Annotated in this window: 20 protein-coding genes; 19 read left to right on the forward strand and 1 reads right to left on the reverse strand. The window is 61.4% G+C overall.

Annotation, left to right across the window (positions count from 1 at the left end):
* Positions 1–11 precede the first annotated feature (11 nt).
* The 13 genes from ureG (at position 12) to sake_RS05090 (ending at position 16,063) form a co-directional block, all read left to right on the forward strand.
* Entirely contained in the window at positions 12–623 is a 612-nt protein-coding gene (ureG, locus tag sake_RS05030) for an urease accessory protein UreG (RefSeq protein WP_178945562.1), read from the forward strand.
* Positions 624–1,526, forward strand: a complete 903-nt coding sequence (locus tag sake_RS05035; RefSeq protein WP_129359914.1) for an urease accessory protein UreD — start codon at positions 624–626, stop codon at positions 1,524–1,526.
* 38 nt (positions 1,527–1,564) lie between these two features.
* Complete coding sequence (locus tag sake_RS05040) at positions 1,565–2,659, forward strand: HoxN/HupN/NixA family nickel/cobalt transporter (RefSeq protein WP_129359913.1); 1,095 nt, start codon at positions 1,565–1,567, stop codon at positions 2,657–2,659.
* 41 nt (positions 2,660–2,700) lie between these two features.
* Positions 2,701–3,591 carry an urea transporter gene (locus sake_RS05045; protein WP_178945563.1) on the forward strand — a complete coding sequence of 297 codons (891 nt, stop codon included), beginning with the start codon at positions 2,701–2,703 and terminating at the stop codon, positions 3,589–3,591.
* Positions 3,592–3,616: 25 nt separating this feature from the next.
* Complete coding sequence (gene argS / locus sake_RS05050; RefSeq protein WP_178945564.1) at positions 3,617–5,275, forward strand: arginine--tRNA ligase; 1,659 nt, start codon at positions 3,617–3,619, stop codon at positions 5,273–5,275.
* The gene (locus sake_RS05055; protein WP_178945565.1) at positions 5,276–6,763 is read left to right on the forward strand and encodes a diaminopimelate decarboxylase; all 1,488 of its coding nucleotides are present in this window, start codon (positions 5,276–5,278) and stop codon (positions 6,761–6,763) included.
* A 29-nt stretch (positions 6,764–6,792) separates the two neighbouring features.
* Positions 6,793–8,091, forward strand: coding sequence for a homoserine dehydrogenase (locus sake_RS05060; protein WP_129359909.1), 1,299 nt, complete (start codon positions 6,793–6,795; stop codon positions 8,089–8,091).
* A 71-nt stretch (positions 8,092–8,162) separates the two neighbouring features.
* A complete protein-coding gene (gene thrC, locus sake_RS05065) occupies positions 8,163–9,263 on the forward strand; it encodes a threonine synthase (protein ID WP_178945566.1) in 1,101 nt (366 codons plus the stop codon).
* Between the two features lie 5 nt (positions 9,264–9,268).
* Positions 9,269–10,300: a homoserine kinase gene (thrB, locus tag sake_RS05070; protein WP_129359907.1), complete on the forward strand. Its 1,032-nt coding sequence runs from the start codon at positions 9,269–9,271 to the stop codon at positions 10,298–10,300.
* 517 nt (positions 10,301–10,817) lie between these two features.
* Positions 10,818–12,833 carry a transcription termination factor Rho gene (gene rho / locus sake_RS05075; RefSeq protein WP_238147652.1) on the forward strand — a complete coding sequence of 672 codons (2,016 nt, stop codon included), beginning with the start codon at positions 10,818–10,820 and terminating at the stop codon, positions 12,831–12,833.
* A 131-nt stretch (positions 12,834–12,964) separates the two neighbouring features.
* Positions 12,965–14,047, forward strand: coding sequence for a peptide chain release factor 1 (gene prfA, locus sake_RS05080; RefSeq protein WP_129359905.1), 1,083 nt, complete (start codon positions 12,965–12,967; stop codon positions 14,045–14,047).
* A 15-nt stretch (positions 14,048–14,062) separates the two neighbouring features.
* Positions 14,063–14,986 carry a peptide chain release factor N(5)-glutamine methyltransferase gene (gene prmC, locus sake_RS05085; protein WP_243155741.1) on the forward strand — a complete coding sequence of 308 codons (924 nt, stop codon included), beginning with the start codon at positions 14,063–14,065 and terminating at the stop codon, positions 14,984–14,986.
* Positions 14,987–15,040: 54 nt separating this feature from the next.
* Positions 15,041–16,063, forward strand: coding sequence for an L-threonylcarbamoyladenylate synthase (locus tag sake_RS05090; protein WP_243155742.1), 1,023 nt, complete (start codon positions 15,041–15,043; stop codon positions 16,061–16,063).
* A gap of 91 nt (positions 16,064–16,154) precedes the next feature.
* On the opposite strand, the gene sake_RS05095 is transcribed toward sake_RS05090, so the two are convergent.
* Positions 16,155–17,210, reverse strand: a complete 1,056-nt coding sequence (locus sake_RS05095) for an NAD(P)-dependent oxidoreductase (protein WP_129359903.1) — start codon at positions 17,208–17,210, stop codon at positions 16,155–16,157.
* Between the two features lie 223 nt (positions 17,211–17,433).
* Between sake_RS05095 and sake_RS13415 the strand changes: the two genes are divergently transcribed.
* The 6 genes from sake_RS13415 (at position 17,434) to atpB (ending at position 23,970) form a co-directional block, all read left to right on the forward strand.
* Positions 17,434–19,377 carry a glycosyltransferase gene (locus sake_RS13415; RefSeq protein WP_178945567.1) on the forward strand — a complete coding sequence of 648 codons (1,944 nt, stop codon included), beginning with the start codon at positions 17,434–17,436 and terminating at the stop codon, positions 19,375–19,377.
* Positions 19,374–21,284 carry a nucleoside-diphosphate sugar epimerase/dehydratase gene (locus sake_RS05105; RefSeq protein ID WP_129359901.1) on the forward strand — a complete coding sequence of 637 codons (1,911 nt, stop codon included), beginning with the start codon at positions 19,374–19,376 and terminating at the stop codon, positions 21,282–21,284. Before sake_RS13415 ends, sake_RS05105 begins: the two co-directional genes overlap by 4 nt.
* Positions 21,281–22,309 carry a glycosyltransferase family 4 protein gene (locus sake_RS05110; protein ID WP_178945568.1) on the forward strand — a complete coding sequence of 343 codons (1,029 nt, stop codon included), beginning with the start codon at positions 21,281–21,283 and terminating at the stop codon, positions 22,307–22,309. Before sake_RS05105 ends, sake_RS05110 begins: the two co-directional genes overlap by 4 nt.
* Before the next feature lie 53 nt (positions 22,310–22,362).
* Positions 22,363–22,794 carry a hypothetical protein gene (locus sake_RS05115; RefSeq protein WP_129359899.1) on the forward strand — a complete coding sequence of 144 codons (432 nt, stop codon included), beginning with the start codon at positions 22,363–22,365 and terminating at the stop codon, positions 22,792–22,794.
* A complete protein-coding gene (locus tag sake_RS05120; RefSeq protein ID WP_129359898.1) occupies positions 22,791–23,081 on the forward strand; it encodes an AtpZ/AtpI family protein in 291 nt (96 codons plus the stop codon). The genes sake_RS05115 and sake_RS05120 overlap by 4 nt, the downstream gene beginning before the upstream one ends.
* 154 nt (positions 23,082–23,235) lie before the next feature.
* Positions 23,236–23,970 (forward strand): F0F1 ATP synthase subunit A, encoded by a 735-nt coding sequence (gene atpB / locus sake_RS05125; protein ID WP_129360163.1) that lies wholly within the window; start codon positions 23,236–23,238, stop codon positions 23,968–23,970.
* Positions 23,971–24,061: the final 91 nt, after the last annotated feature.

Genomic DNA, 24,061 nt, shown 5'->3' on the forward strand with positions numbered 1-24,061 from the left:
GGAGAAGAACAATGGAACCTGTGATTATAGGGATCGGTGGCCCTGTCGGCGCCGGAAAAACACAGCTGATCGAGCGCGTCTCTCGCGCCATGAGCCAGGAGATACCCATGGCCGCGATCACGAACGACATATACACGATCGAGGATGCCAAAATCCTCGCCCGCAACTCAGTCCTGCCGGAGGACAGAATCATCGGGTTGGAAACGGGTGGATGCCCCCACACGGCCGTCCGCGAAGACACGTCCATGAACGAAGCCGCCATCGGGGAAATGAGGAAGCGGCACGAGGATCTGCAGATCATTTTCGTCGAATCCGGCGGAGACAATCTTTCCGCGACCTTCAGTCCAGAGCTCGTGGACTTCTCGATCTACGTCATCGACGTTGCTCAGGGGGAGAAAATCCCCAGGAAAGCTGGTCAAGGCATGATCAAATCCGACTTCTTCATTATCAATAAGACCGATTTGGCCCCGTATGTCGGCGCCGACCTGTCCGTCATGGAGGCCGATTCGCGGGTGTTCCGCCAGTACAAACCTTTTGCCATGACCAACCTGGTGACCGACGAAGGGCTCGAAGCCGTTCTGAAATGGATACGCACAGATGTCCTCATGATGGACCTTGCCTAAGTGAAAGATCGGGAGACAGCGGACAGCAGGGGCTGGGGCCGCCCGACGTCGTGCGGTGACTCGGCAGGACGGTTGCGTCTTGGAATCGATGTCCGGAACGGCCGGTCGTTCGCGGCGGACCAATACCACGAGAACGCCCTGCGGGTCCTCAAGCCCCTGTACCTGGATTCGTCGGGGCAAGTGGTCTACACCATGGTCAATCCCGGTGGCGCCTACTTCGGATCAGACGTCTACGAGATAGACATCGAGGTCAAGGACGATGCTTCCCTTCTCCTCACGACTCAGTCAGCGACCAAGGTCTACAAGACTCCGCAAGGGCCGGCACGTCAACGCATGCGCATTTCGCTCGGCCGCGGAGCAACCCTGGAATCCGTGCCCGACCAGCTGATCGTCTACAGGGAAGGACAGTACTTCCAGGACACCGTGATCGACATGCACCCTCAGTCCTCGTTGCTGACCTGCGAAATCATCACACCCGGATGGTCGCCCACCGGAGCGAGCTTCGCATACCAGGAGCTGCGCATGCGCACCGAGATTCGGGCCCGGACGGAAGGTGGCCGACGTCGGGTGGCCGTGGACCAACTTCGGATCAAACCGGGCGAGGGAACGGAAGTCTCCGGCGTGGGATTCATGGAGGGGCACAGCCATACGGGCCAGCTTCTCGTCGCGGATCGGCGCCTGGACGAGCGACTCTACGAGGACCTCGCGGACATCATGGACGCCTCGAACACCATGTCCGGGATGACTCGAGTCGGAGCTCAACGACAAGACGGTCTCGCGTGCTGGGCCATGAGAAGCCTTGCCCACAGCACCGCTGATATCCACGACCTGCACCTCGCCGTCGCGAACGAAGTCAGGTCGCGACTGCGCAACCAGGGACGGATGAACCTCCGTAAGTACTGATTGCCCTCGAATCACGCCTATTAGAAAGGGGAGAGTCGATGACGGATGTGTCTGCCTCGGCGCTCTACAGCCGCTACGTCACACGCAGGGAAAGCCTGCCTCTCAGGACCCGAGTCGGATTCACCCTGGGCGCCGTAGGTTCGCTTCATCTCATCGCCCTCGGTCTCTTGCTGACCGCATTCGTTCCCGGATCGCAGCCCTTGGCGCTCGGCGTCGTGCTGACGGCCTATGTCGCCGGAATGAAACACAGCTACGACTGGGACCACGTAGCCGCGATCGACAATTCGACGCGTAAATTCGTCGCCGACGGAAGGAATCCGGCGAGCGTAGGGTTTGCATTCAGCTTGGGCCACTCCATGGTCGTAACTCTCGCCGGAATCATGGTCATAGCAGGCGTGCACTTCGTCCACGGCGCGTTCGAGGAGGGGAGCACGGCGAATCTCGTGCTCGGGCTGATAGGAGCCGGTGTATCGGGTTTCTACCTGTTGGTCCTTGGTCTGTACAACAGCGGAATCGCGGTTCGACTGATCCGCAGGGCGCGGACGGGCCACAGATTGCCTCAGGGACATCGACACGATCTCGACGAAAACTGGGGCTTGGTATCCCGTTTGCTCAGAGGACCCCTGTCCAGAGTGCGCAGTCCTCGTGACATCTTCGTCATTGGTTTCCTCTTCGGCCTCGGATTCGACACGGCGACGACGATCGGACTGCTGTTGCTGACGGCCAGTGCGTCGTTGGCAGGGGTGCCTGCTGTCGCATTGCTCGGCCTTCCCTTTGCCTTCACCGCAGCGATGACGCTATGCGACACCTTGAACGGCCTCGGAATGATGCGGTTGTACTCCTCTGCGCTGGCAGACAACACGTCCCGAATACGATTCAACGCAACCGTCACCGCCGTCTCATCGCTCGCCGCGCTCCTGATCTCCATCCTCACGCTGGGTGGCTTCTTCCACGGACTCTTGGGTCTGAAGGATCCTGTGACCACGTGGCTGGCCGAGATCGACTTGGGTGACGCAGGATTGGTTCTCGTCGGTTGTTTCGTTGCAGTCTGGGCGGGATTTGCCCTGACGGAACGTCGGCGACACAAATCTGCCGAATCCGGCCCGTCGACAAGTGAACGGATCGGGGCCTGAACGTTCACATGTATGCGCCCCTTATCTCAACTGCTTCCGTCGTGGCTCGAGGCCTCGGCCAAATCTTCTTTGTCCGGAGCGCGCTGACCGGTCTGGGAATCGTCATAGGGCTTTCGTTCTCCTCGTGGAGCATTGCGGGACTCGTCGTGCTGGGAAGCCTCGTTCAGACTTTCGGTGCCTACTTCCTCCAGCATCGCCGGTCAGAGATCGATGACGGACTCATGGGCTACAACGGGGCATTGGTCGGTGCGGCCGCGGCGTGGGAGTTGGGCGGCACGTGGCCCGCGGTTCTTGTGACGGTAGTAGGCAGCTTCGCATGTATCCCCGTCCATGAAATGATCCGGTGGCTGTGGTCCTTGCCGTGGCTCCGGCGGTTCGACCTGCCGGTCTCCACCGCGCCCTTCTGCATCATTGCGGGACTCGAGCACGGTGCAATAGTGCCCCTGCTCAGAACCGAGTCGAGTGCGACTCCGGTGAGCTCCTTTTCCGGCTATGAGCTCGGACTGTTCCAGGATTTCTCGGAGGTCATCCTCTCAACGGGTCTCGTGACCGGCCTCGTGATCGTCCTCTCGTTGTTTCTCGGATCCTGGAAGATCGGTGTGGCTTCCCTCGCGGGCAGCGCTTTGGCTATTGGGTTCGGCATTGCCGTTCACTCTCCGACGGCGAACCTGAGCGCCGGGTTGACCGGCTATTCGGCAGTGTTGGCAGCGATTGCCCTGGGCGCCGTCGTGCTACCGGAGAGGCCATGGGGTGTGCGGGCCGGCGCCGTCGTCGCCGGCGTCGGGCTGACTTTGGCTTTCAACCATCTGTTGGCGCTCACGGGAGGCCCCGTGTTCACCTGGCCCTTCCTCCTCTCGATGTGGCTCGTCATGGTCGTGGTGAAGTTTCGGAAGGCCCGAATCTTTCCTCGCGCCGTCACGAAGGTGGAGTGAAAGACAATCCTTGTAGACTGGACGAGTGACTCCCGAAGAACTCTCCGATGCAATATCCGCGTGCCTCCACCAGGCCATCGACTCTGGGCAGCTCGAGCTGGTCGAGGGACAAGCCCTGCCAGAAGTGAAGGTCGAGCGTCCCAAGAATCGCCAGCACGGTGACTGGAGCACCAACATCGCTCTGCAGCTCGCCAAGCGTGTGGGCAAAAACCCTCGTGAGGTAGCCCAGGTCCTCTCGGAGTGGATCATCGCGATCGACGGCGTGTCCGACGTGGACATAGCCGGTCCGGGATTCCTCAACATTGTTCTCGACGCGGCCGCAGCCGGTGTTCTGGCGCAGAACATTCTCGAGGCCGGAGCGTCGTACGGTTGGTCCACCAAGCTCGACGGCATGCACATCAACTTGGAATTCGTCTCCGCCAACCCCACTGGGCCGATTCACCTCGGCGGCACGCGTTGGGCAGCCGTGGGCGACTCGCTGGCACGCATCCTGACGGCCAACGGTGCTCAGGTCACCCGCGAGTACTACTTCAATGACCACGGGACGCAGATCGATCGATTCTCCGGTTCGTTGCTGGCCAAAGCTCGCGGCGAGGCGGCCCCAGAGAACGGTTACGGCGGGCAGTACATCGACGACATCGCACAGCGTGTGCTCCGTGAAGTGCCCGACGCCTTGGAATCGAATGATCCTCAGGAGGTATTCCGGAAATACGGAGTGGCGATGATGTTCGAGGACATCAAGAAGTCATTGCACGATTTCGGGGTGGACTTCGACGTCTATTTCCACGAGAACTCGCTCTTCGATTCCGGCGAGGTTGATCGGGTCCTCGAGCAGCTCAAGGGCAGCGACAAACTCTACTTCGCAGACGGCGCGTGGTGGCTCCGGTCGACCGACTACGGCGACGACAAGGATCGGGTCGTCATCAAATCTGACGGAAACGCTGCATACATCGCCGGCGACATTGCTTACATCGCCGACAAGCGGGCTCGGGGCGCGAACCTGGCGATCTACATGCTGGGTGCCGATCACCACGGTTACATTGCCAGGCTTAAGGCCGCCGCGGCGGCGATCGGCGACGACCCGGATGCTGTCGAAGTCATGATCGGCCAGATGGTCAATCTGGTCCGCGACGGCAAGGCCATCCGGATGTCCAAGCGGGCCGGCACAGTCGTGACCATGGAAGATCTGGTCGATGCCGTGGGAACCGATGCCGCGCGCTATTCTCTGACCAGATACTCGGTCGATTCCAACATCGACATTGATCTGGACCTGCTCACCCGGCGGTCCAACGAGAACCCTGTGTTCTACGTTCAGTACGCGCACGCTCGCACGTGCGCGGTAGCCCGTAACGCGGCCGACGCCGGAGTGACGCGTTCGGCGGAGAGCTTCGACGCCTCGTTGTTGAGCACTCCGGCGGATGAGGAACTTCTCGCGGCCTTGGGGCAGTTCCCCGGTGTGCTCGTCGAAGCCGCGGAGTTCCGCGAACCGCATCGTGTGGCTCGCTATCTGGAGCGTCTGGCGGGTGCATACCATCGTTGGTACGACGCGTGCCGCGTAACGCCCAAGGGCGACGAAGAAATAACCGTTATCCATCGGACTCGCCTGGCCTTGAACGATGCCACGACCCAGGTGTTGGCCAATGGTTTGCACCTCTTGGGCGTCACCGCACCGGAGAGGATGTAAATGGGCAAGGCACAGTCGACCGTGGTCCCGGAATGGCTCAGCCTTCCCTCCGACCCGGCAGAGCTGGACCGGCACATCTGGACCCCTTCTTATGGTCGTGACGGCTCGGGCGAGCTGACCATCGACGGCCAGACTGCCTCCAGCCTTGTCGAGCAGTTCGGAACACCGCAATACGTCTATTCCGAAGAGACATTCCGCACCCGCGCTCGCGAGTACCGCACCGCATTCGAAAAGGCCTTTGGCGAATACGGCGCCGAGGTCTCGGTCTATTACGCCGGAAAGGCGTTCCTCTGCTCGGCCGTCGTACGGTGGGCCCGGGAAGAAGGGCTCAACTTGGATACGGCGTCCGGGGGAGAACTTGCCCTGGGACTTGCCGCCGGCATGCCGGGGGCGCGAATTGCCCTGCACGGCAACAACAAATCGGAAAACGAGATTCGCAGGGCACTCGAGAACGGTCTCGGACGGATCGTAGCCGATTCCGTTCCCGAACTTTTCATGATCGACCGCATCGCACGCAACATGGGCGTCACGGCCCCAGTCATGATTCGCATCACCCCCGGTGTGCATGCCGAGACGCATGATTTCATCGCCACGGCCCACGAGGACCAGAAGTTCGGGTTGTCGCTGGCCGAAGGGACGGCTGCATTGGCCGAATCCGACGTCGATGCATCACTGTGGTCCGAAACGGCGGTTGCCTCCTCGGACTCTGTGGCGATGCTCGCTGCCCTGACCGCGGATGCGTTGGACGGGCTGGACCTGCGCGGATTCCACTGCCACATCGGTTCCCAGATCTTCGAGGCCGATGGCTTCGGCCTCGCTGCCCAGCGACTGCTGACATTCATTTCAGACGTATCGAACCGAATTGACGCGAACATCCCCGAACTTGACCTGGGCGGCGGCTACGGCATCGGCTACATCGAGGGGGATACCCCTCGACGCGCCGACGTCATAGCCCGTGATCTGGCACGCAGCGTCGCGGATACCTGCTCGTCACTGGGACTGGACATACCCCACATTTCGATCGAGCCAGGCCGCGCATTGACCGGACCCGCGGGCACCACGCTGTACACCGTGGGAACCATCAAGGACGTTGCGATCGATTCCGGATCCGGCCGGACTCAGGTGCGTCGCTACGTCTCAGTAGACGGTGGCATGTCGGATAACGCGCGCCCGGTTCTGTACGACGCGGATTACTCCGTTGTTGTGGCCAACCGGGCCCCCAGCGGAGAACAAGTTCTTTCCCGCGTGGTGGGCAAACACTGCGAATCCGGCGACGTCGTGGTTCGTTATTGCTACTTGCCCGCCGACCTCGCGAGCGGTGACGTTCTTGCCGTGGCGGCCACTGGGGCGTACTGCTGGGCGCTCTCGAGCAACTACAACTACCTTCCGCGTCCCGGCGTGGTAGCGACTTCCTCGGGGCGCCCTCCACGCGTGATCGTGCGCGGTGAAACCGAGGAAGACCTTTTCGCCAGGGACGCCGGCCTCTGAGCCGACATACCGACTTGCTAGGAGAAACTATGACCGAACCGACGATCAAGGTGGCGCTCCTCGGCGCCGGAACCGTGGGATCGCAGGTCGCACGGGTACTCACGGAAGATTCTGCGGAGTTGGCGCAACGTATCGGCGCGACTCCCGAGCTGGTCGGGATCGCGGTGCGCAGCCTCGAAGCGGACCGCGATTACGCAGCCGACCCTTCTCTCTACACCACGGACGCAGAGTCCCTGATCGACCAAGCCGATGTCGTCATCGAGCTCACCGGCGGCATGGAACCTGCGCGGTCACGGATCCTCAGGGCGCTGAATGCCGGCAAGCACGTGGTCTCGGGAAACAAGGCTCTTCTGGCCGCCCACGGGGCGGAACTTCAGCGCGCGGCCAGTGCGAACAACGCGCAGCTTTCCTACGAAGCGGCTGTCGCGGGTGCTATCCCGATTCTGCGACCATTGCGCGACTCCCTCGCGGGCGACCAAGTCACCCGAGTGCTGGGCATCATGAACGGAACGACCAACTTCATCCTGGACGCGATGGATTCGACAGGGGCCCAGTTCGACGATGCCCTGGCTGAAGCCCAGCAATTGGGCTATGCGGAGGCCGATCCGACCGCGGACATCGAGGGGCAGGACGCCGCAGCGAAAGCCGCAATCGTCGCTTCGCTGGCGTTTCATTCCGAATTCACGATCGATGATGTTCACTGCCAAGGCATAACCGACATCACCGCCGACGACGTCGCCGCCGCGGCGAGCGACGGGTACGTGATCAAGCTTCTGTCCGTCTGCGAGCTCGACGGAGAGGGTGTGAACATTCGCGTGAATCCGACCCTGATTCCTCGCTCTCATCCGCTCGCGAGTGTCCGGGACGCCTATAACGCTGTCTTCGTCGAATCGCGGGATGCTGGAGAACTCATGTTCTATGGTCCCGGCGCGGGGGGAGCACCGACGGCGTCGGCCGTCTTGGGTGATTTCGTTTCCTTGGCCCGCCGCAGCATGCTCGGGGGCCCAGGAGTCCCGGATTATGCGTATGCGAAGCTCCGGGCCACGTCGTTGTCCAACGTCGTATCGCGGTACACCGTCGGTCTGCGCGTTCGGGATCAGCTCGGGGTCCTCGCCGCGATCGCGAACGTCTTCGCCGAGCACGGTGTCTCGATCCAGACTATGCACCAGACCAAGCATCGTGAACACGAGGACATCGAAGGCAACCACGCCACGATTCGCATCGTGACCCACAAGACCAGTGACGAGAACCTGCAGTCCACGATCGACGAATTGTCCTCGCTGTCCACGGTATACAGCGTTGCTTCCGTGATTCAGGTCGAGGGCTAGCGCCACCTCTCTTTCCTCATCCGTCCGACCGGGAACGACCCGGGCCAGAGATAACTAACGTAAGGAACCCCATGGCACACGTTTGGCGAGGAGTCATCAACGAGTACCGCGACCGCCTTCCGGTCGCCGACAAGACCGAAGTCGTCACCCTCGGCGAGGGCGGAACTCCTCTGATCCGTGCCCCCAAGCTCTCCGAGCACACCGGCAACGAGGTGTACATCAAGTTCGAGGGTATGAACCCGACCGGCTCGTTCAAGGACCGCGGGATGACCATGGCCATCACCGCGGCCAAGGAACAGGGCGCGGAAGCCGTGGTGTGTGCTTCGACGGGCAATACGTCAGCCTCAGCTGCGGCCTACGCGACGCAGGCGGGCCTGAAGTGCGCCGTGCTGGTTCCGGACGGAAAGATCGCAATGGGTAAGCTCTCGCAAGCGATCGCACACGGGGCCGAACTGCTACAGGTCAACGGCAACTTCGACAATTGCCTTGAGGTCGCGAGGAAACTCGCCGAGAACTACCCGGTGTTCCTGGTCAACTCGGTCAACCCCGCACGCATCGAGGGTCAGAAGACAGGATCCTTCGAGGTGGTCGACGTCCTGGGAGATGCCCCTGATTATCATTTGCTCCCGGTCGGAAACGCTGGAAACATCACCGCGTACTGGAAGGGCTACAAAGAGTACTCGCAGCCCTACGTCAACGATGCGGGAGAAACCATTGAGCCCGTTGCGACGAAGCGGCCCAAGATGTGGGGTTTCCAAGCGGCAGGTGCCGCACCTATTGTTCTGGGACACCCAGTCAGTGAGCCGGAGACCATCGCAACTGCGATTCGGATTGGCAATCCTGCCTCCTGGGACAAGGCCGAAATGGCTCGGGACGAGTCCGAGGGCCTCATCGAATCCGTGACCGACGACGAGATCCTCGAAGCCCACCGTTGGCTGTCCTCCCGAGAAGGCGTTTTCGTCGAGCCGGCCTCGGCTGCGGGCGTCGCAGGACTTTTGAAGAAGCATCGGGCCGGAGAAGCCCCGAGCGGTGCGACGATCGTCATCACGGTGACCGGGCACGGTCTGAAGGATCCCCAGTGGGCCCTGCGGGGAGCAGACGGCGACGACGTAGAGCCCACTACGGTGGACTTCGACGTCGTCTCGGTTGCCGATGCCCTCGGCTTGGAGTAATCACCATGGGCATGGACATCAGGCCGACCTCCCTTGTCGACGGCGAATCTGCAGCGTCCTTCGGGCCGGATATCATCCCCCTGGGCACCAGGGTGCGCGTCACGGTTCCCGGGTCCACGGGAAACGTGGGTCCCGGCTACGATTCCCTCGGCTTGGCCCTGGGACGTTACGACGAGGTGACCGTGGAGAGAATTTCCGGTCGCCTCGCTTTCGACGTGAGCGGCGAGGGCAGCCAGACCGTTCCCCAGACAGAAGATCACTTGGTCGTGCGTGCCATGCGCACCGCATGGCGGGCGATTGGAATGCATGAGTTGCCAGGGCTGCGGGTCACGGCCCGGAACAGCATTCCTCACTCGAGAGGCATGGGATCTTCTGCGTCGGCGATCGTGGCCGGCGTCGTCGCGGCCAACGCCATGGTGCCTGAGGGCCTGCGACTGACATCGAACGCTATTCTGCAGATCTGCTCCCAGATGGAAGGGCACCCGGACAACGTCGCACCGTCCCTGTTCGGTGGGCTGGTCATTTCTTATTCCGGCCCGGACGGCTTTCATTCTGTGTCGGTCCAGGTCCATAGCGACGTCGTCCCGATCGTGGCGATTCCGGATTACGAAGTACCCACTCGGATCGCCCGTGGTTTGATTCCCGAGTCTGTTCCGCACCGCGAGGCCGCAAGCAACTCGGGGCGCGCCGCTTTGCTGGTTCACGCGATGAAAGACGATCCCTCCGAGCTGTTCGCTGCCACGGAGGACTTTCTGCACCAGCAGTACCGTGCGAGTGCCATGGGACCGACCGCTGGATTGGTAACGCACCTGCGGGGGAGAGGTCTTGCCGCCATCGTTTCCGGCGCCGGGCCGACGGTTCTCGTCCTGGCGGAGAACGCCGACTCGGCGGACCGCGCGGCGGGGCTCATCGAGGAATTTGCGCAGGCGCCGTCCAATTACTTCGGAGATCGCCGCGTAAATTGGGATGTCGAAAGGCTGACCATTGATCGCAACGGTGTTATAGTTGAGCACGTCGAGTCCGATAAGCTTCTATAAGCTTTCGGTTCTCGCCGGTCGCACGGTCAATCGGAATGATTGGCGTTTGAGTGGGACCGGATCATGATGGTTCACCAATCTGGTGGATCGACGCGTTAGCTGATCGTCCCTGAGCTTTGGTTTTCTGGGGATGAGGGTTTACCCGGCCTACGGGTCGAGTACGCTCAGTCATTTCAAGAAAATCCCTGCGCGTCGTCGAATCGACATTCTTCGAGGCGGCGAGGGCAAGGACCGCGTCATTGATCTCTGCGCTATCTGGTGCGGGGACTTCGTGCGTACCGCGTTTTTTCTGGCGGTGCGTGCTGACCATTAATATTCGGGTCTCGTTTCAATATACGAGGGCCATGTCGAGGGGGAAGGATCCTTCGTGACCGTATCGACCGACCTATCGGGTGCGGAACAGCCAACCAACGGTTCGGCTGAACAGACTCGCCAGAACAACGAGTCTCCAGAATCTCAAAACACGCAAAACACAGCCGAGTCCCAGGCCGCAGAGCAGGGGAAAAGCAGCGGCGGATTGAGCGCCTTGAAATTGGCGCAGTTGCAATCGCTAGCCTCTCAGCTCGGCATCGTTGGCGCTCGACGCATGCGGAAGTCTGCACTGGTCGAGGCCATTGCGGCCCATCAGCGCGGTTCGGCCGTCGCCGACCGAGACGAGAAGGCTGCTCAGAACAAGTCCAAGGCCGACAAGGGCTCGGATCAGAATAAGGGGCAATCCGAGGGATCCGATCAGAACGGTTCCGAGGACAGCCAAAAGCCCGCAGCACAAGGCCAGTCCGAGCGTCCCCAGCGAGGTCGCTCACGTCGGGCCACGTCGGGCGGGAACGTCAAGAATGACGTCCCGCAGTCCGACGAGGAGGGGCAGAAGAACGAGGGCTCCCAGGAACGCCCTGCCGAGTCTTCCCAGCGCGAACGCGGCGAGGACCGCAACGCGGAACGCCACAATGGCCGTGAGCAGGATCAGGAGCGCACCAAGCGTAATGATCAGCGCGGCAACAACCAGGGCGGCTCGCAGGATCAGGACGGGCAGAACGAGCGCCGTTCGGATTCGAAGAATGACGACAAGGGCAATAACGACCGGAATCGTCGCAACAAGAACAACAACAGGTCCAAGGACAACTCCAGGGACAACGGTCCCAAGGACAACGGCTCCAAGGACAACGGTCCCAAGGAGAACAACTCCGAGGACAACAACCGGAACGACGGCGGCAAGAACAACAACGATCGTCGGAACAACCGGAACAAGGGCAATAACAACGGCCCGGAGGACGACGACCGCAAGGGTCGGAACCGTCGCAACCGAAACCGCAACGACCGTCGCGATCGCCGGCGTGGTCGGAACAACGGGCCCGAGGTCGACGACACCGAGGTGACCGAGGACGACGTCCTGCTGCCCGTTGCCGGTATCCTCGACGTACTGGACAATTACGCTTTTGTCCGCACTTCCGGTTACCTGCCCGGTCCCAACGACGTCTACGTCTCGCTCGCCCAGGTCAAGAAGAATCACTTGCGCAAGGGCGACGCCGTCGTCGGCGCGATCCGCGCGCCGCGTGAGGGCGAAAACCAGAATAATTCCCGCCAGAAGTTCAACGCTTTGGTTCAGCTGACCAGCGTCAACGGCAAGAAGCCGGAAGAGCTCAGCGAGCGTGTGGAATTCAACAAGCTGACCCCGTTGTACCCCAACGAGCGTCTTCGCCTTGAGACCGAGCAGAAGAAGATCGGCCCACGCGTGGTCGATCTCGTTGCCCCGATCGGCAAAGGCCAGCGCGGCCTGATCGTCTCGCCACCCAAGGCGGGCAAGACGCTGATGCTGCAGTCGATTGCGAACGCGATCACCACCAATAATCCCGAGGTTCACCTCATGATGGTGCTGGTTGACGAACGTCCTGAGGAAGTCACGGACATGCAGCGCACTGTCAAGGGTGAAGTCATTGCTTCGACCTTCGACCGACCTGCCGACGACCACACGACCGTTGCAGAACTGGCCATCGAGCGTGCCAAGCGGCTCGTGGAGATGGGGCACGACGTCGTCGTCCTCCTCGATTCGATGACTCGCCTTGGACGCGCCTACAACCTCGCCGCTCCGGCTTCCGGTCGTATCCTCAGTGGTGGCGTGGACTCCGCGGCGCTGTACCCGCCCAAGCGTTTCTTCGGCGCCGCACGCAACATCGAGGAAGGCGGCTCGCTGACGATCCTGGCAACCGCTCTGGTCGAGACCGGTTCCAAGATGGACGAGGTGATCTTCGAGGAATTCAAGGGCACCGGCAACATGGAATTGCGCCTCTCGCGCCAGCTTGCTGACAAGCGCATCTTCCCGGCCGTGGACGTCAACGAATCCGGAACTCGCCGCGAGGAGAACCTCTTGTCGCCGGACGAGATCAAGATCATGTGGCGGTTGCGTCGTGTGCTGGCCGGATTGGACCAACAGCAGGCCCTCGAGGTCCTCACCAGCAAACTTCGTGATACCCCGACGAACGTGCAGTTCCTGCTTCAGGTGCAGAAGACCACGTTGGGCTCCAAGTCGGACGACTAGCGTCCCTGAACCGACGCCCGGATCCACTCTTCGTGGGGCCGGGCGTCGGTTTTTTCGCGCTCCCTGCCTGTGGCCACGGGAGCGAGTGAGATAATGGAGGCCACACCACAATCTCAATCACCGAGGACCCCATGCTCGATTCCATCCAATCCCTCTTCGATGAGCACCAGGAACTGCAACGGCAGCTGGCCGACCCCGCCGTGCACGCCGACCAAGGCAAGGCCCGCAAGCTCGGACGCCGGTATTCTGAGCTCAACGGCATCGTCGAGGCGTACCGGAAGGTCGAAACGCTGGAAGGTGACCTCGAAGCAGCGCGCGAGATGGCCGGAGAAGATCCAGAATTCGCCGCGGAAGTGCCATCCCTGGAAGAGGCTCTCAACGAGGCCCAGGCACGGTTGCACCGCCTGTTGATTCCCCGGGACCCGGACGACGGCCGTAACGTAATTCTCGAGGTCAAGGCCGGCGAGGGCGGTGACGAATCTGCTCTCTTCGCGGGTGATCTCCTGCGAATGTATGCCCGGTATGCCGAGCGCAAGGGATGGAAAACTGAGATCCTCTCTTCGACCGAATCGGATTTGGGCGGTTACAAGGACGTCCAAATGGCCGTCAAGTCCAGTTCGACTGACCCTGCTGAAGGCGTCTGGGCTCACCTCAAGTACGAGGGCGGTGTGCACCGCGTGCAGCGCGTGCCGGTCACGGAATCGCAGGGCAGAATCCATACGTCCGCCGCGGGCGTGCTGGTTTTCCCCGAAGTAGATGAGCCGGAAGAGATCGATATCAGCCAGAACGATCTCAAAATCGATGTTTATCGGTCTTCGGGCCCCGGCGGACAGTCAGTCAACACGACGGACTCCGCGGTGCGTATTACTCACTTGCCCACCGGAATCGTGGTGGCAATGCAGAACGAGAAATCACAGTTGCAGAACCGTGAGGCCGCGATGCGCGTTCTCCGTGCTCGTTTGCTCGCACATCAACAGGAGCAACTCGACGCCGAGGCAGCCGAGCACCGGAAGTCACAGGTCAAGACGATGGACCGTTCCGAACGTATCCGTACGTATAACTTCCCCGAGAACAGAATCGCGGATCACCGGACTGGGTACAAGGCCTATAACCTTGACACCGTGATGGGCGGAGACCTCGAACCGGTGGTGCAATCCGCGATCCAGATGGATGAGGAACACCGCCTCGCGGCGCTTGGTCAGGACTCCGAGTAGAAAGTGCCGTGTCAGATGTCCGCCGGCGAGTCTCCCAGTTCCGATCCCAGCCGAGTGCTCGAGGAGATGCCTCTGGGGCTCGCCCTCCGCGAGGCGGAGAACCGATTGCGCAGGGCAGGCGTCGAATCCCCTCGTGCCGATGTCGAATTGTTGGCCGCGCACCTGCTCCGGGCCGAGCACGGAGAAGGCGTTTCGCGGGGACAAGTTGTTGCGTGGGCGATGGCAGGAAACGTCGGAACCCCCGCGGGATTCGATGAACTCGTCGTGGCCCGCTCCTCGCGCATTCCGCTTCAGCACCTGACCGGCCGCGCATATTTTCGTCATCTGAGCCTCGACGTCGGGCCCGGGGTGTTCATTCCTCGTCCGGAGACCGAAGTACTGATCGACGAGTTGAATACTTTCTTGCGGCAATCCCCTCGAGGGGAGCGGCCGGTGGTCGTGGATCTGGCCACGGGCTCCGGTGCCCTTGCGCTGGCGGCGGCGCAGGAGAACCCGGAATGTGAGGTTTACGGCGTCGAGCTGTCGCCGAGCGCAGCCGCGTGGGCCCGGCGAAACGTCGCGTTCACGGGACTGCCGGTGGAGATCATCGTCGATGACGCGGCACAAGCACTCATCGGTTGGGAATCGAGCGTGACCGCCGTCGTCAGCAATCCTCCGTACATACCCAGCGGCGCAATCCCCAAGGACCCTGAGGTCGCCGAGCACGACCCGGACATGGCCTTGTACGGTGGATCCGAGGACGGATTCGCGATCCCGCGTGGGATAGTCCGGCGTGCGGCGCAACTGCTTCTGCCCGGTGGAATGCTCGTTATGGAACACGCGGAGGTCCAGGCCGAAGGCGCCGCCGAAATCTTTTCGACTATGGGTTTCCACACTATTGAGACCATTACAGACTTGACCGGACGCCCACGGGCAACCAAGGGTTACTCTGGTGTCTGAGATATCCCGTGGACTACGGGACCATCAACCGAAGCAACGAAAGACGCATCGATCGTGACCGCAACCGTATACCCCGTCACCACCGAGGAAGAGCGCGAGGCCGCTCTTTCCGCAGTTGAAAAAGCCATGCTGGATGGCCGCACCGCAGTGATTCCCACGGATACGGTGTACGGAATCGCCGCGGATGCTTTTTCTCGCGGAGGGGTGCAACAGCTGCTCAACGCCAAGGGCCGATCGCGCCGAATGCCGCCTCCCGTGCTGATAGCCGACTCGAGCGTGCTCCCTGGGCTCGCAGACGATCTCAGCTCGGACGCCCAGGCCCTCGCCGAAGCTTTTTGGCCAGGGGCACTGACGCTTATTGTTTTTTCGCAGCCTTCTCTTAACTGGGATCTCGGGGAGACTCAGGGCACCGTCGCCCTGCGTGTTCCCGACGACGAACTCACCCGGGAGATCCTGAGGCGCACCGGCCCGTTGGCGGTTTCGAGCGCCAACCGGACGGGGCTGACCGCCGCAACCAACGGGGAAGAGGCGTTCGACCAACTCGGCGAGAGGGTTGAAGCCATCGTCGATGCCGGAGTCCGTCCGGTGGGTCGCGATCCGGAGATGCACAGTGCCGACGTCGCCCCCTCGACGATCGTCGATGTCACTGGAGAGCGACCTGTCGTGGTCCGCCTGGGCGCGATCAGCCTGGAGCAGATCAAGAGCGTGGCTCGTACCGCAATCACTCTGGAACAGCTGGAGCAAGAGAAGGATTCCATATCTTCGCCGAAGGCTGAGAACTCCCTGGAGTTGCCGGCCGATGAAGGGCCCTCCGGCGTGACGGACGAACCTGTGCGCGGTCCCGGAGACGGACCCCGGGCCGCGTCGGCGCCCGAAGGCTCGGTCGAGGCCGGATTGCTCACGGCGGATGCCGCATCGAGTCGGGGCGCTGACCACCAGCCCGTCGACCAGTTGCGGAGCAAAGTCACGGATGGCCGCTCATCGACGAGGACGGAACGCGCCAAGGACGCACGGCCACTGGGCGTGGACGAAGCTCGAGCCCTTCTTTTTCCGCAGAATCAGGGCGAACAGGAGTAGGTCGGGGTCATACCAAGTCGACAAAGGGGGCACGCCGATCGACAACGATCGACGGGCCCCCTTTCTCGGCTGGTGCACGCGTAGTCGGCGACTAACGCTTGGAGCCGGTCGCGGTATGCGCTTCCCTCAGGACCGCACCGATACGCCGCTCCGGGAGGAGATTGTTCTCGGTAGCCCAGGTGTCGTCCTGACCCTGGCCGAACCACATCAGCTCGGCCCGTCGAACGGCGCCTTGGAGCCGCTCGTTCATCGCCGAGGAGAGAACATGGCCGAATTTGACGCCAAGACGCAGGACGAAGGCCGGAACCCTACGGGGATTGCGTCGTCCGGCGTCGCGGATGACGGACGCCGTTGTGGCGCCTTCCCAAGGCTGGAGAACAATCGACGGCAGTTTTCCCGCGAACTTACCGACCGCTACGACATATTCGGCTAGGGCATGGACCGACGTAACGGGAGTGGCTCGGTCACCGTTTCCGGCGACGACAGCCAGCGGCGAGGATGCGACACGCGCGAGATTCGACGTTGTTTTGCGCCCGGAACCTTGCACAGAAGTGGCGCGGAGGATGCACAATTCCGCCGCATGGTTCGGCTCGACCTGGGCCGGAGACTTGCTGGGAGCAGGAGGAAAGTCTGAGGCTGCCGAGCCGGGAGCCGCGCCGGCATGGGCAGTAGCATTGATGAAATCGCGAAGCCTGAGGACGCAGTCTTCGCCCAAGGCTTTGGAGAAGGAATACGCAGAGAAAGGGGCAGTGGCTTCGGACGCATCCAGTACGGGACGCGCTCCCTGTACGGCCGCCGAACTCAAATGGATCACGCGCCTCACGCCGGTGCGTTGCGCGGCAACTACGACCACGGTGGGTAACAGTGCATTGGCTCCGACCAAAGATGGCAAATCATTCTGATCCGGGGCTGATAAGCCGGCGGCATTGACCACTACGTCTGCGCCTGCGAAAGAGTCCGCCAAGTAGTCGATCACGGATTCAAGTCGCCTGGCCTCGGAGATCACTTGGCCGGCTGACTCTGACGACGTCGCCAGCCGCGGCGCGGACACGGGGGAGGCACTGATCCCCTCCTGCTGGAGTCTGGTCATAATGGCCGACCCCGCGAAACCTGTGGCCCCGAGAACTCGCCAGGTACTCTGACTCATGCTTCCTCGCTTTCGTCGACGCAACTGATCGCGTTGATAGCCCCGATTTGAGCTACATGCCGCGGTAAACTGTCAGTTGCCGTTCATCGGGTGCGATCGTCGCACCTTCTTGAGACCACTTTACTGACCAAATCGCGCTAACTTCACCATGCGGGCACGAGCCGCCCCGGAGAACAGATCAGCTCGTACCGTCGGGCCGACGTGTGCGAGGGGAAAGGACAGAGTGCAGCCGAAATCCGTCGCAGGGCGGGGGAAGACCCCGAACCCGCGGGTGGTGGCCGTCATCGTGACTTTCAACCGCCTTCACCTCCTCCGCAAGACTCTCTCGGGCGTAGCCAACGGCCGTCGTGTCCCGGATCAAGTGGTCCTCGTGGACAATGCCTCCACGGATGAGACCCCTCAATTCCTGGAGAACCTCGACTACAGCTTGCCGATCGACAGGGTTCGTCTCAACCAGAACCTCGGTGGCGCCGGGGGATTTGCAGTCGGCATCGATCGGGCACTAGCCGTTCACGACGCCGACCTGGTCTGGGTTATGGACGATGACACCGAGCCACTGGCCGACACACTTGCGGAATCCGTGGAAGCCTGGGTCGACTATTCCGATGCGCCTGAGGAACGTCCGGCATTCATCGCCAGTAATGTCGTGTGGACCGATGGCAGGGAACATCCCATGAATTCGATGATCGAGCGCATCGGGGCGACACGAGAGCAGAAAGAACGAGCGCAAAAAGTCGGAGGCAAAACGATCCGTTCCGGATCGTTCGTTTCCCTTCTCATGGATGCTGCAGCCATGAGGAGAGTGGGCCTTCCGATTGTCGATTACTTCATTTGGAACGACGATTTCGAATATTCGACTCGCCTCGCGCGATTCCGGGATGCGATATCTCTGCCGTCCTCGGTGGTGGCGCACCACACCAAGACTTTCGGCACAACGGACGTGGACCCGGGTCCTCGGTTCTACAACGACGTGCGCAACAAACTCTGGGTTTTCAGCCGAAGTCAGTCCCTGGCCCCGTGGGAGAAGATTCTCTACGGGGGTGCGACGGGCCGGCTGTGGGTCAGGACTTTCCGAAACAGCTCGAACCGCCAGGCATTGACCAAGTATTTGGCGCGTGGCTTCTGGGACGCATTGCGTGCCCCCAGGAGCAACCGCCAGGCTCTCTCCGGCATATATGACCTTGATTCCCATTCGACTCCGGAGCAAGAATCGGCCACAAAGCTTCAACATGAACCTGAGGAAGAGGGGTTCTCTCTTCTGATGCCCGTGTACCACCGTGACACGCCAGGGGCGTTACGCCGAGCTTTCGCATCGAATGTTTGGGAACAGACCTTGGCTCCGGATGAAGTTGTGCTGGTGGTCGATGGCCCGGTCGGCGCCGAACTCGAGGAAGAAATCCTGAGCTCGGTCAGAGAAGTCGAAAACCACGGAATACCGGTCCAGGTGAAGAGGCTTCTGCGCAACGGCGGCCTGGCCAATGCCTTGAACGTCGGACTGGCCGCGTGCAGCTTTCGCGTCGTCGCCCGCGCCGACGCCGATGACGAGTCCGTTCCGGAACGATTCGAGTTGATGGTTCCGTCCGTGCTCGAAGGTCGCCACCAGGCCGTGGGGTCCGCCATGTACGAGATGGACGAAGAGTTTCGCGAGGTTCAATCTATACGTAAAGTTGAAACCGATGAGCGCGCGATTCGACGGGTTGCGACCGTGCGCAACCCCCTGTGCCATCCGACGGTAGTCCTGGACGCCCGGGCGGTTCGTGACGTGGGAGGTTACGAGACGATTCCAGGCGCAGAGGACTACGGTCTCTGGGTTCGCATGCTCGACGCCGGGTACGCTTTGGGGAATTTTGCCGAACCGCTCGTGAAATACCGCGCGGGGGCGGCATCGTGGGATCGGCGCGGTGGAGTTCCGGCCGCGATTCGGGAACTGGACCTTCAACGACACCTCCGTGCCTCCGGGTTCATCGGCCCCGTCCGGTGGGCGCGTAATGTGGTGTTGCGCGGTGGATACCGGCTCATACCGCGGCAGTGGAGGGTCGGAACCTACCGTGCGTTGATCGGTAGACGAGGATCGAGCGTTTCTTGTATTCAGGATGGACGAACCCCGGGGGTGCGCTCCGTCATGAGAGAGAATGAGGCGTCACAGGAAGGAAACCAGCCCCTATGAGCGGCTCCGCACTATCCGGCGAGCGGTCGAGTACCGGATACGAACGACCGCGTCTTTGGTTGTGGACCCAGGTCTTCCTGGATTCCGTCGCCTGGGTCGTGGCGGTTCTTCTGAGCCTCTTCCTGCGCTACGAGATGGACTACAAGCTCGTGCACACCCCTGGTCTTGTACTCGTTTGCGTGCTGGCCGTCGCTGCGCAGCTGGTCGTTGGCAGCGTGTTCGCGTTGTACCGCGGCAGATACAGTTTTGGCAGCTTTGACGAGGCCAAGGCCTTGATGCTGGTCACGGTCATCGTGACTGCCCTGGTGCAGATCGTGCTCCTGTTCTTCGGAGTCTCTCTGCACATGCCGCGGTCCATTCCCCTGATCGCTTTCCCCTTCGCCCTGCTGTTCATGGCGGCGGTGCGCTATCTCAAGCGCATGTACGTGGAATCGAAGTCGAAACCCAGCGCCCATGCTCCGCACGCGGTCGTCTATGGTGCGGGTTTCTTGGCCAACACCCTGATCACCCAAATGGTGCAGGACAAGGATTCGCCGTATCTGCCCGTTGCGCTGATCGACGACGACCCAGCCAAGAAGCACCTGCGCATCAATTCGGTTCCGGTCTCCGGCAATATCACGCATTTGCGCCAGGTCATGAGGCGCGCGAATGCCCGTGTTCTGATTATTGCGATGGCCAACGTCAAATCGTCGCTTATGACACAGATCAACGAAGAGCTCGAAGGCATGGACGTGCGGATTCTGACGGCCCCTCCGCTTCGAGACATGTTCGGCAATACGGCGGGAAACACCTTGGATCTGCGGGACATCCGCCTCGAGGACATCGTGGGGCAACGGGCCGTGGACATCAACGTGGAGGGCATCGCCAAGTACCTGACGGGCAAGCGTGTTCTGGTCACTGGCGCCGGGGGCTCCATAGGTTCAGAACTGTGCCGACAGATCGGACATTTCTCGCCCTCCGAGCTCATCATGCTGGACCGTGACGAATCGGCTCTTCAGGCCACCCAGATTTCGATGACGGGGCGTGGCCTTCTCGACGGGCAGGACACCGTGCTCGCGGACATTCGGGATCAGGAAGCGCTCAACTCCATCTTCGCGACGCGCCGTCCGCAGGTCGTCTTCCATGCCGCGGCCCTCAAACATGTTTCCTTGTTGGAGCAGTACCCCAACGAAGCATGGCAGACCAACGTCGAAGGCTCCCGCAACGTCCTTCAGGCCGCGGCCTCCGTGGACGTCGAGGTTTTCGTCAACGTTTCGACCGACAAAGCTGCTGACCCGACCACGGTGCTCGGCCACTCAAAACGGATGGCCGAGAAAATGACCGCTTGGATGGGACATCACACGGACGGACGCTACGCTTCGGTGCGTTTCGGCAATGTCTTCGGGTCCCGGGGATCGATGTTGCCTCTTTTCACGGAACAGATTCGTCGCGGCGGCCCGATCACGGTGACGGACAAAGAGGCCACTCGCTACTTCATGACCATTCCGGAAGCCTGTCAGCTCGTCATTCAAGCCGGTGCCATCGGCGCTCCGGGCGAGGTGCTCATTCTGGACATGGGCCAACCGGTCCGCATCTACGACGTCGCGCGTCATCTCATCCAGATGAGTGGCCGCAACGACATCGAGATCGTTTTCACGGGCCTGCGGCAGGGCGAGAAACTGCACGAGGACCTGGTCGGATCAGGGGAGCTGGGGACCCATCGGGGCCATCCACAGATCTCTCACACGCAATCAACCCAGCTCGATCCCGCCCGGTTGGATCGCCATGAATGGAAAGTCAGGGGAAATATCCCCACGACGCAGGAGATGCCCGTGATTGGTCAGGCGTCGCCTACGTGGGCCGAGCGTGCATCCAACGACGGAACTGCGTCGAGCCCCGATGACGACGGCCGTGAAGAGTCAGCATGATAGAGACAGCCTCTCCCGGACCCTCACAATTTCTGATCCCGGCCCTGACGGCCCTGGTGCTCGGCTTGGTCCTGCCCTTCGCGGTCCTGCCCTTCCTGAGGTGGCTGGGCATCGTGGACATCCCGGGCCACCGGTCCTCCCATACGGTTCCTACCGTCCGGGGAATGGGCCTGGCGACGGCTATCGCCGCGTTGCTCGCGTTGGGGATGAGCACCCTGATGGCGCTCGTCGACGTCGACCGGTCGGTTATGGTGGCGGTCGTCGTCGGAATGATCGCTTCGGCCGCTCTCGGCTGGGCCGAGGACTACCGGGGACTTCCCGTCAGATGGCGGGCCGGTTTTCAACTCCTCATCGGCTTGGCGGTGACTTCGGCGCTCACGTACATTCTGGGCACCCCGGCCTGGTGGATCCCCGTGGGTATGCTCGCCATCGCCGGATATATCAACGTCGCCAATTTCATGGACGGGCTCAACGGGATTTCGGGATTGCAAGGCCTAGTCGTGGGAGTGGCTTATGCCTACGCGGGATGGGCCACTCACCTCACATGGCTTGTGGTCTGCGGTGCCGCGATCGCAGGTGCCTTCCTGGCGTTCCTGCCCTGGAACCTGGCCGGAAAGCGTGTATTCCTTGGCGATACCGGCTCGTATTTTCTCGGCGGTGCCATTGCCTGCTGCGCGGTGGGCGCATTTCTTTCGAATATTTACGTCGAGTACATTCTGTCCCCGCTGGTCATTTATCTCGCGGACACGGGCTTCACCCTCGTCAAGAGGATCTACCGCGGCGAAGCCTGGTATCAACCGCATCGTCAGCACGTCTATCAGCAACTGACTGACCTGGGATTCAGCCACGTAGCATCGTCGCTCGTGGTGACGCTCGCGACCGTTGCGGTGACAGTGATTACCGTAGTGGCCCTGCCCTTTGAGGTGGACGGGCTGATGTGGATGGGTCTCCTCGTGGTCTGCATCGTGATCCTCTATCTGGCACTGCCGACAATCCTTGGGAAGATGCGGAGAAGTGCGTCATGAAGCCGCTTCCGTGGCTGAGGCGGGACCGGCAAACCGATCGACCCGCGCTTTTTATGAGCGAAGCTTCCTTGGGCAACCTTGCCGTTTCCTTTGTGATCTTCGTCATCATCGCGGCCATTTATGACGTGAGGCACGCGGCCCCCGCCGCCGTCTTCGGGTTGGGAATCGTTGTGATTTCCGCGCTTGTAACGTGGTTCGTGACGTTGCTCGTAACTCGCCTGGGGCAGGACCCTGCACTGTTTCTGCTCGTCGGTTACGTCATCAAGATCATGGTCGGCGCAGCTTTGCTGCTCGTGGTGCCGTTCCCGCAGTCGTGGTCCGGAGCATGGGCGCTTGCCGCGGCAATCTGGGCAGTAGTGACGATCCTGGGAACTCAACTATGGGTAATCCGGCGTCTCCGGATACCATATTTCTCATCAGCCGATTCGGTGCCTACTCGGCACGCGGAGAAGACCAACCACTGTGAGGGCGGAAAAGACTCATGACTTCGGATCGCCAGGGAGGCAATCCCAGGTCCAGAGCGTTCCGGGATCAGCCGGAAAACCAAGATCTTCGCAACGCCGGGGACCTCGTTAACCAGGGCGGATTGTCCGGGTCGATCATGGTCCTTCTCTACGTAGTGATCGGTACGGCCTTCTGGAGTTTGGTAGGCTTTGGGCTGGATCGCTTGCTGGGGACACGATGGATCGTGTGGCTCGGCGCTGGCATAGGGGCCTTCGCCGGTTTCTACTTGGTGTACCTCCATATGCGGCCGCGGGACGGCGACGACTAGTCGCTTCAGACCTCCCTCAAGCAACTGACCGAATACTTGATCGAGGCCTTGAGCAATCTCTGGCTTCGAGGACGCAAACCTTCCTGAGAAAGGACACGCCTTGCTGGAAACCGGGCACGTCGTCGCGGCATATCAGGCCCCCACGATCGAGGACATGCATCTGCCTGATCTGTTCAACGTCGGTAGCTTCGGCTTCGGCAAGCAGATGCTCCTGATGCTGCTGGCGGTCGCCGTGGTGGCCGTATTCTTCATGGTCGCCGGCCGTCGTCGCGCCATGGTTCCTGGCAAACTCCAGTTCGCGGGAGAAATGGGTTACGGATTCGTCCGCAACTCTCTGGCCAAGGACATCATCGGAGTTCACCACTTCAAGCCGTTCGTGCCCCTGTTGTTCACGTCCTTCTTCTTCATCCTGGTCAACAACCTCTGGGGCTCGATCCCCTTCTTCCAGCTTCCGACCTTCTCGCACGCCGGCAGCGCCTACTTCATGGCCGGTTTCGCATATCTCTGCTGGGTCGGTGCGGGTATCAAGAACAAAGGTGTGGGCGGCTTCTTCAAGGCCATGACCATGCCTTCCGGCGTGCCTCCGGTTTTCTACATCATCCTGATTCCGATCGAGTTCTTGTCGAACCTGATTATTCGCCCGATCACCCACTCCCTGCGTTTGTTCGCGACCATGTTCGCCGGCCACATGGCCATCATGGTCGCAGCCAGCCTGACCGCATTCCTGATCACTCAGGTCGGAGGGCTCGGAATTGTGGCTTCCCTCTTCTCCGGCGTTTTCGGAATCTTCCTCTTCTTCCTGGAACTGTTGATTCAGGCCATCCAGGCATATGTTTTCACGCTTCTCTTCGCGGTGTACCTTCAGGGCGCCGTGGCGGAAGCACACTAGAATTCCGGGGAAACCTGGATCGGGGTTTGACCTGCCCATCGGTCGAATCCACCGCCATAGACATGCCCTCGCGGCACATTAAGCCCGAACT

The sequence above is a fragment of the Kocuria sp. TGY1127_2 genome (assembly GCF_013394385.1).
Taxonomy (GTDB): Bacteria; Actinomycetota; Actinomycetes; order Actinomycetales; family Micrococcaceae; genus Rothia.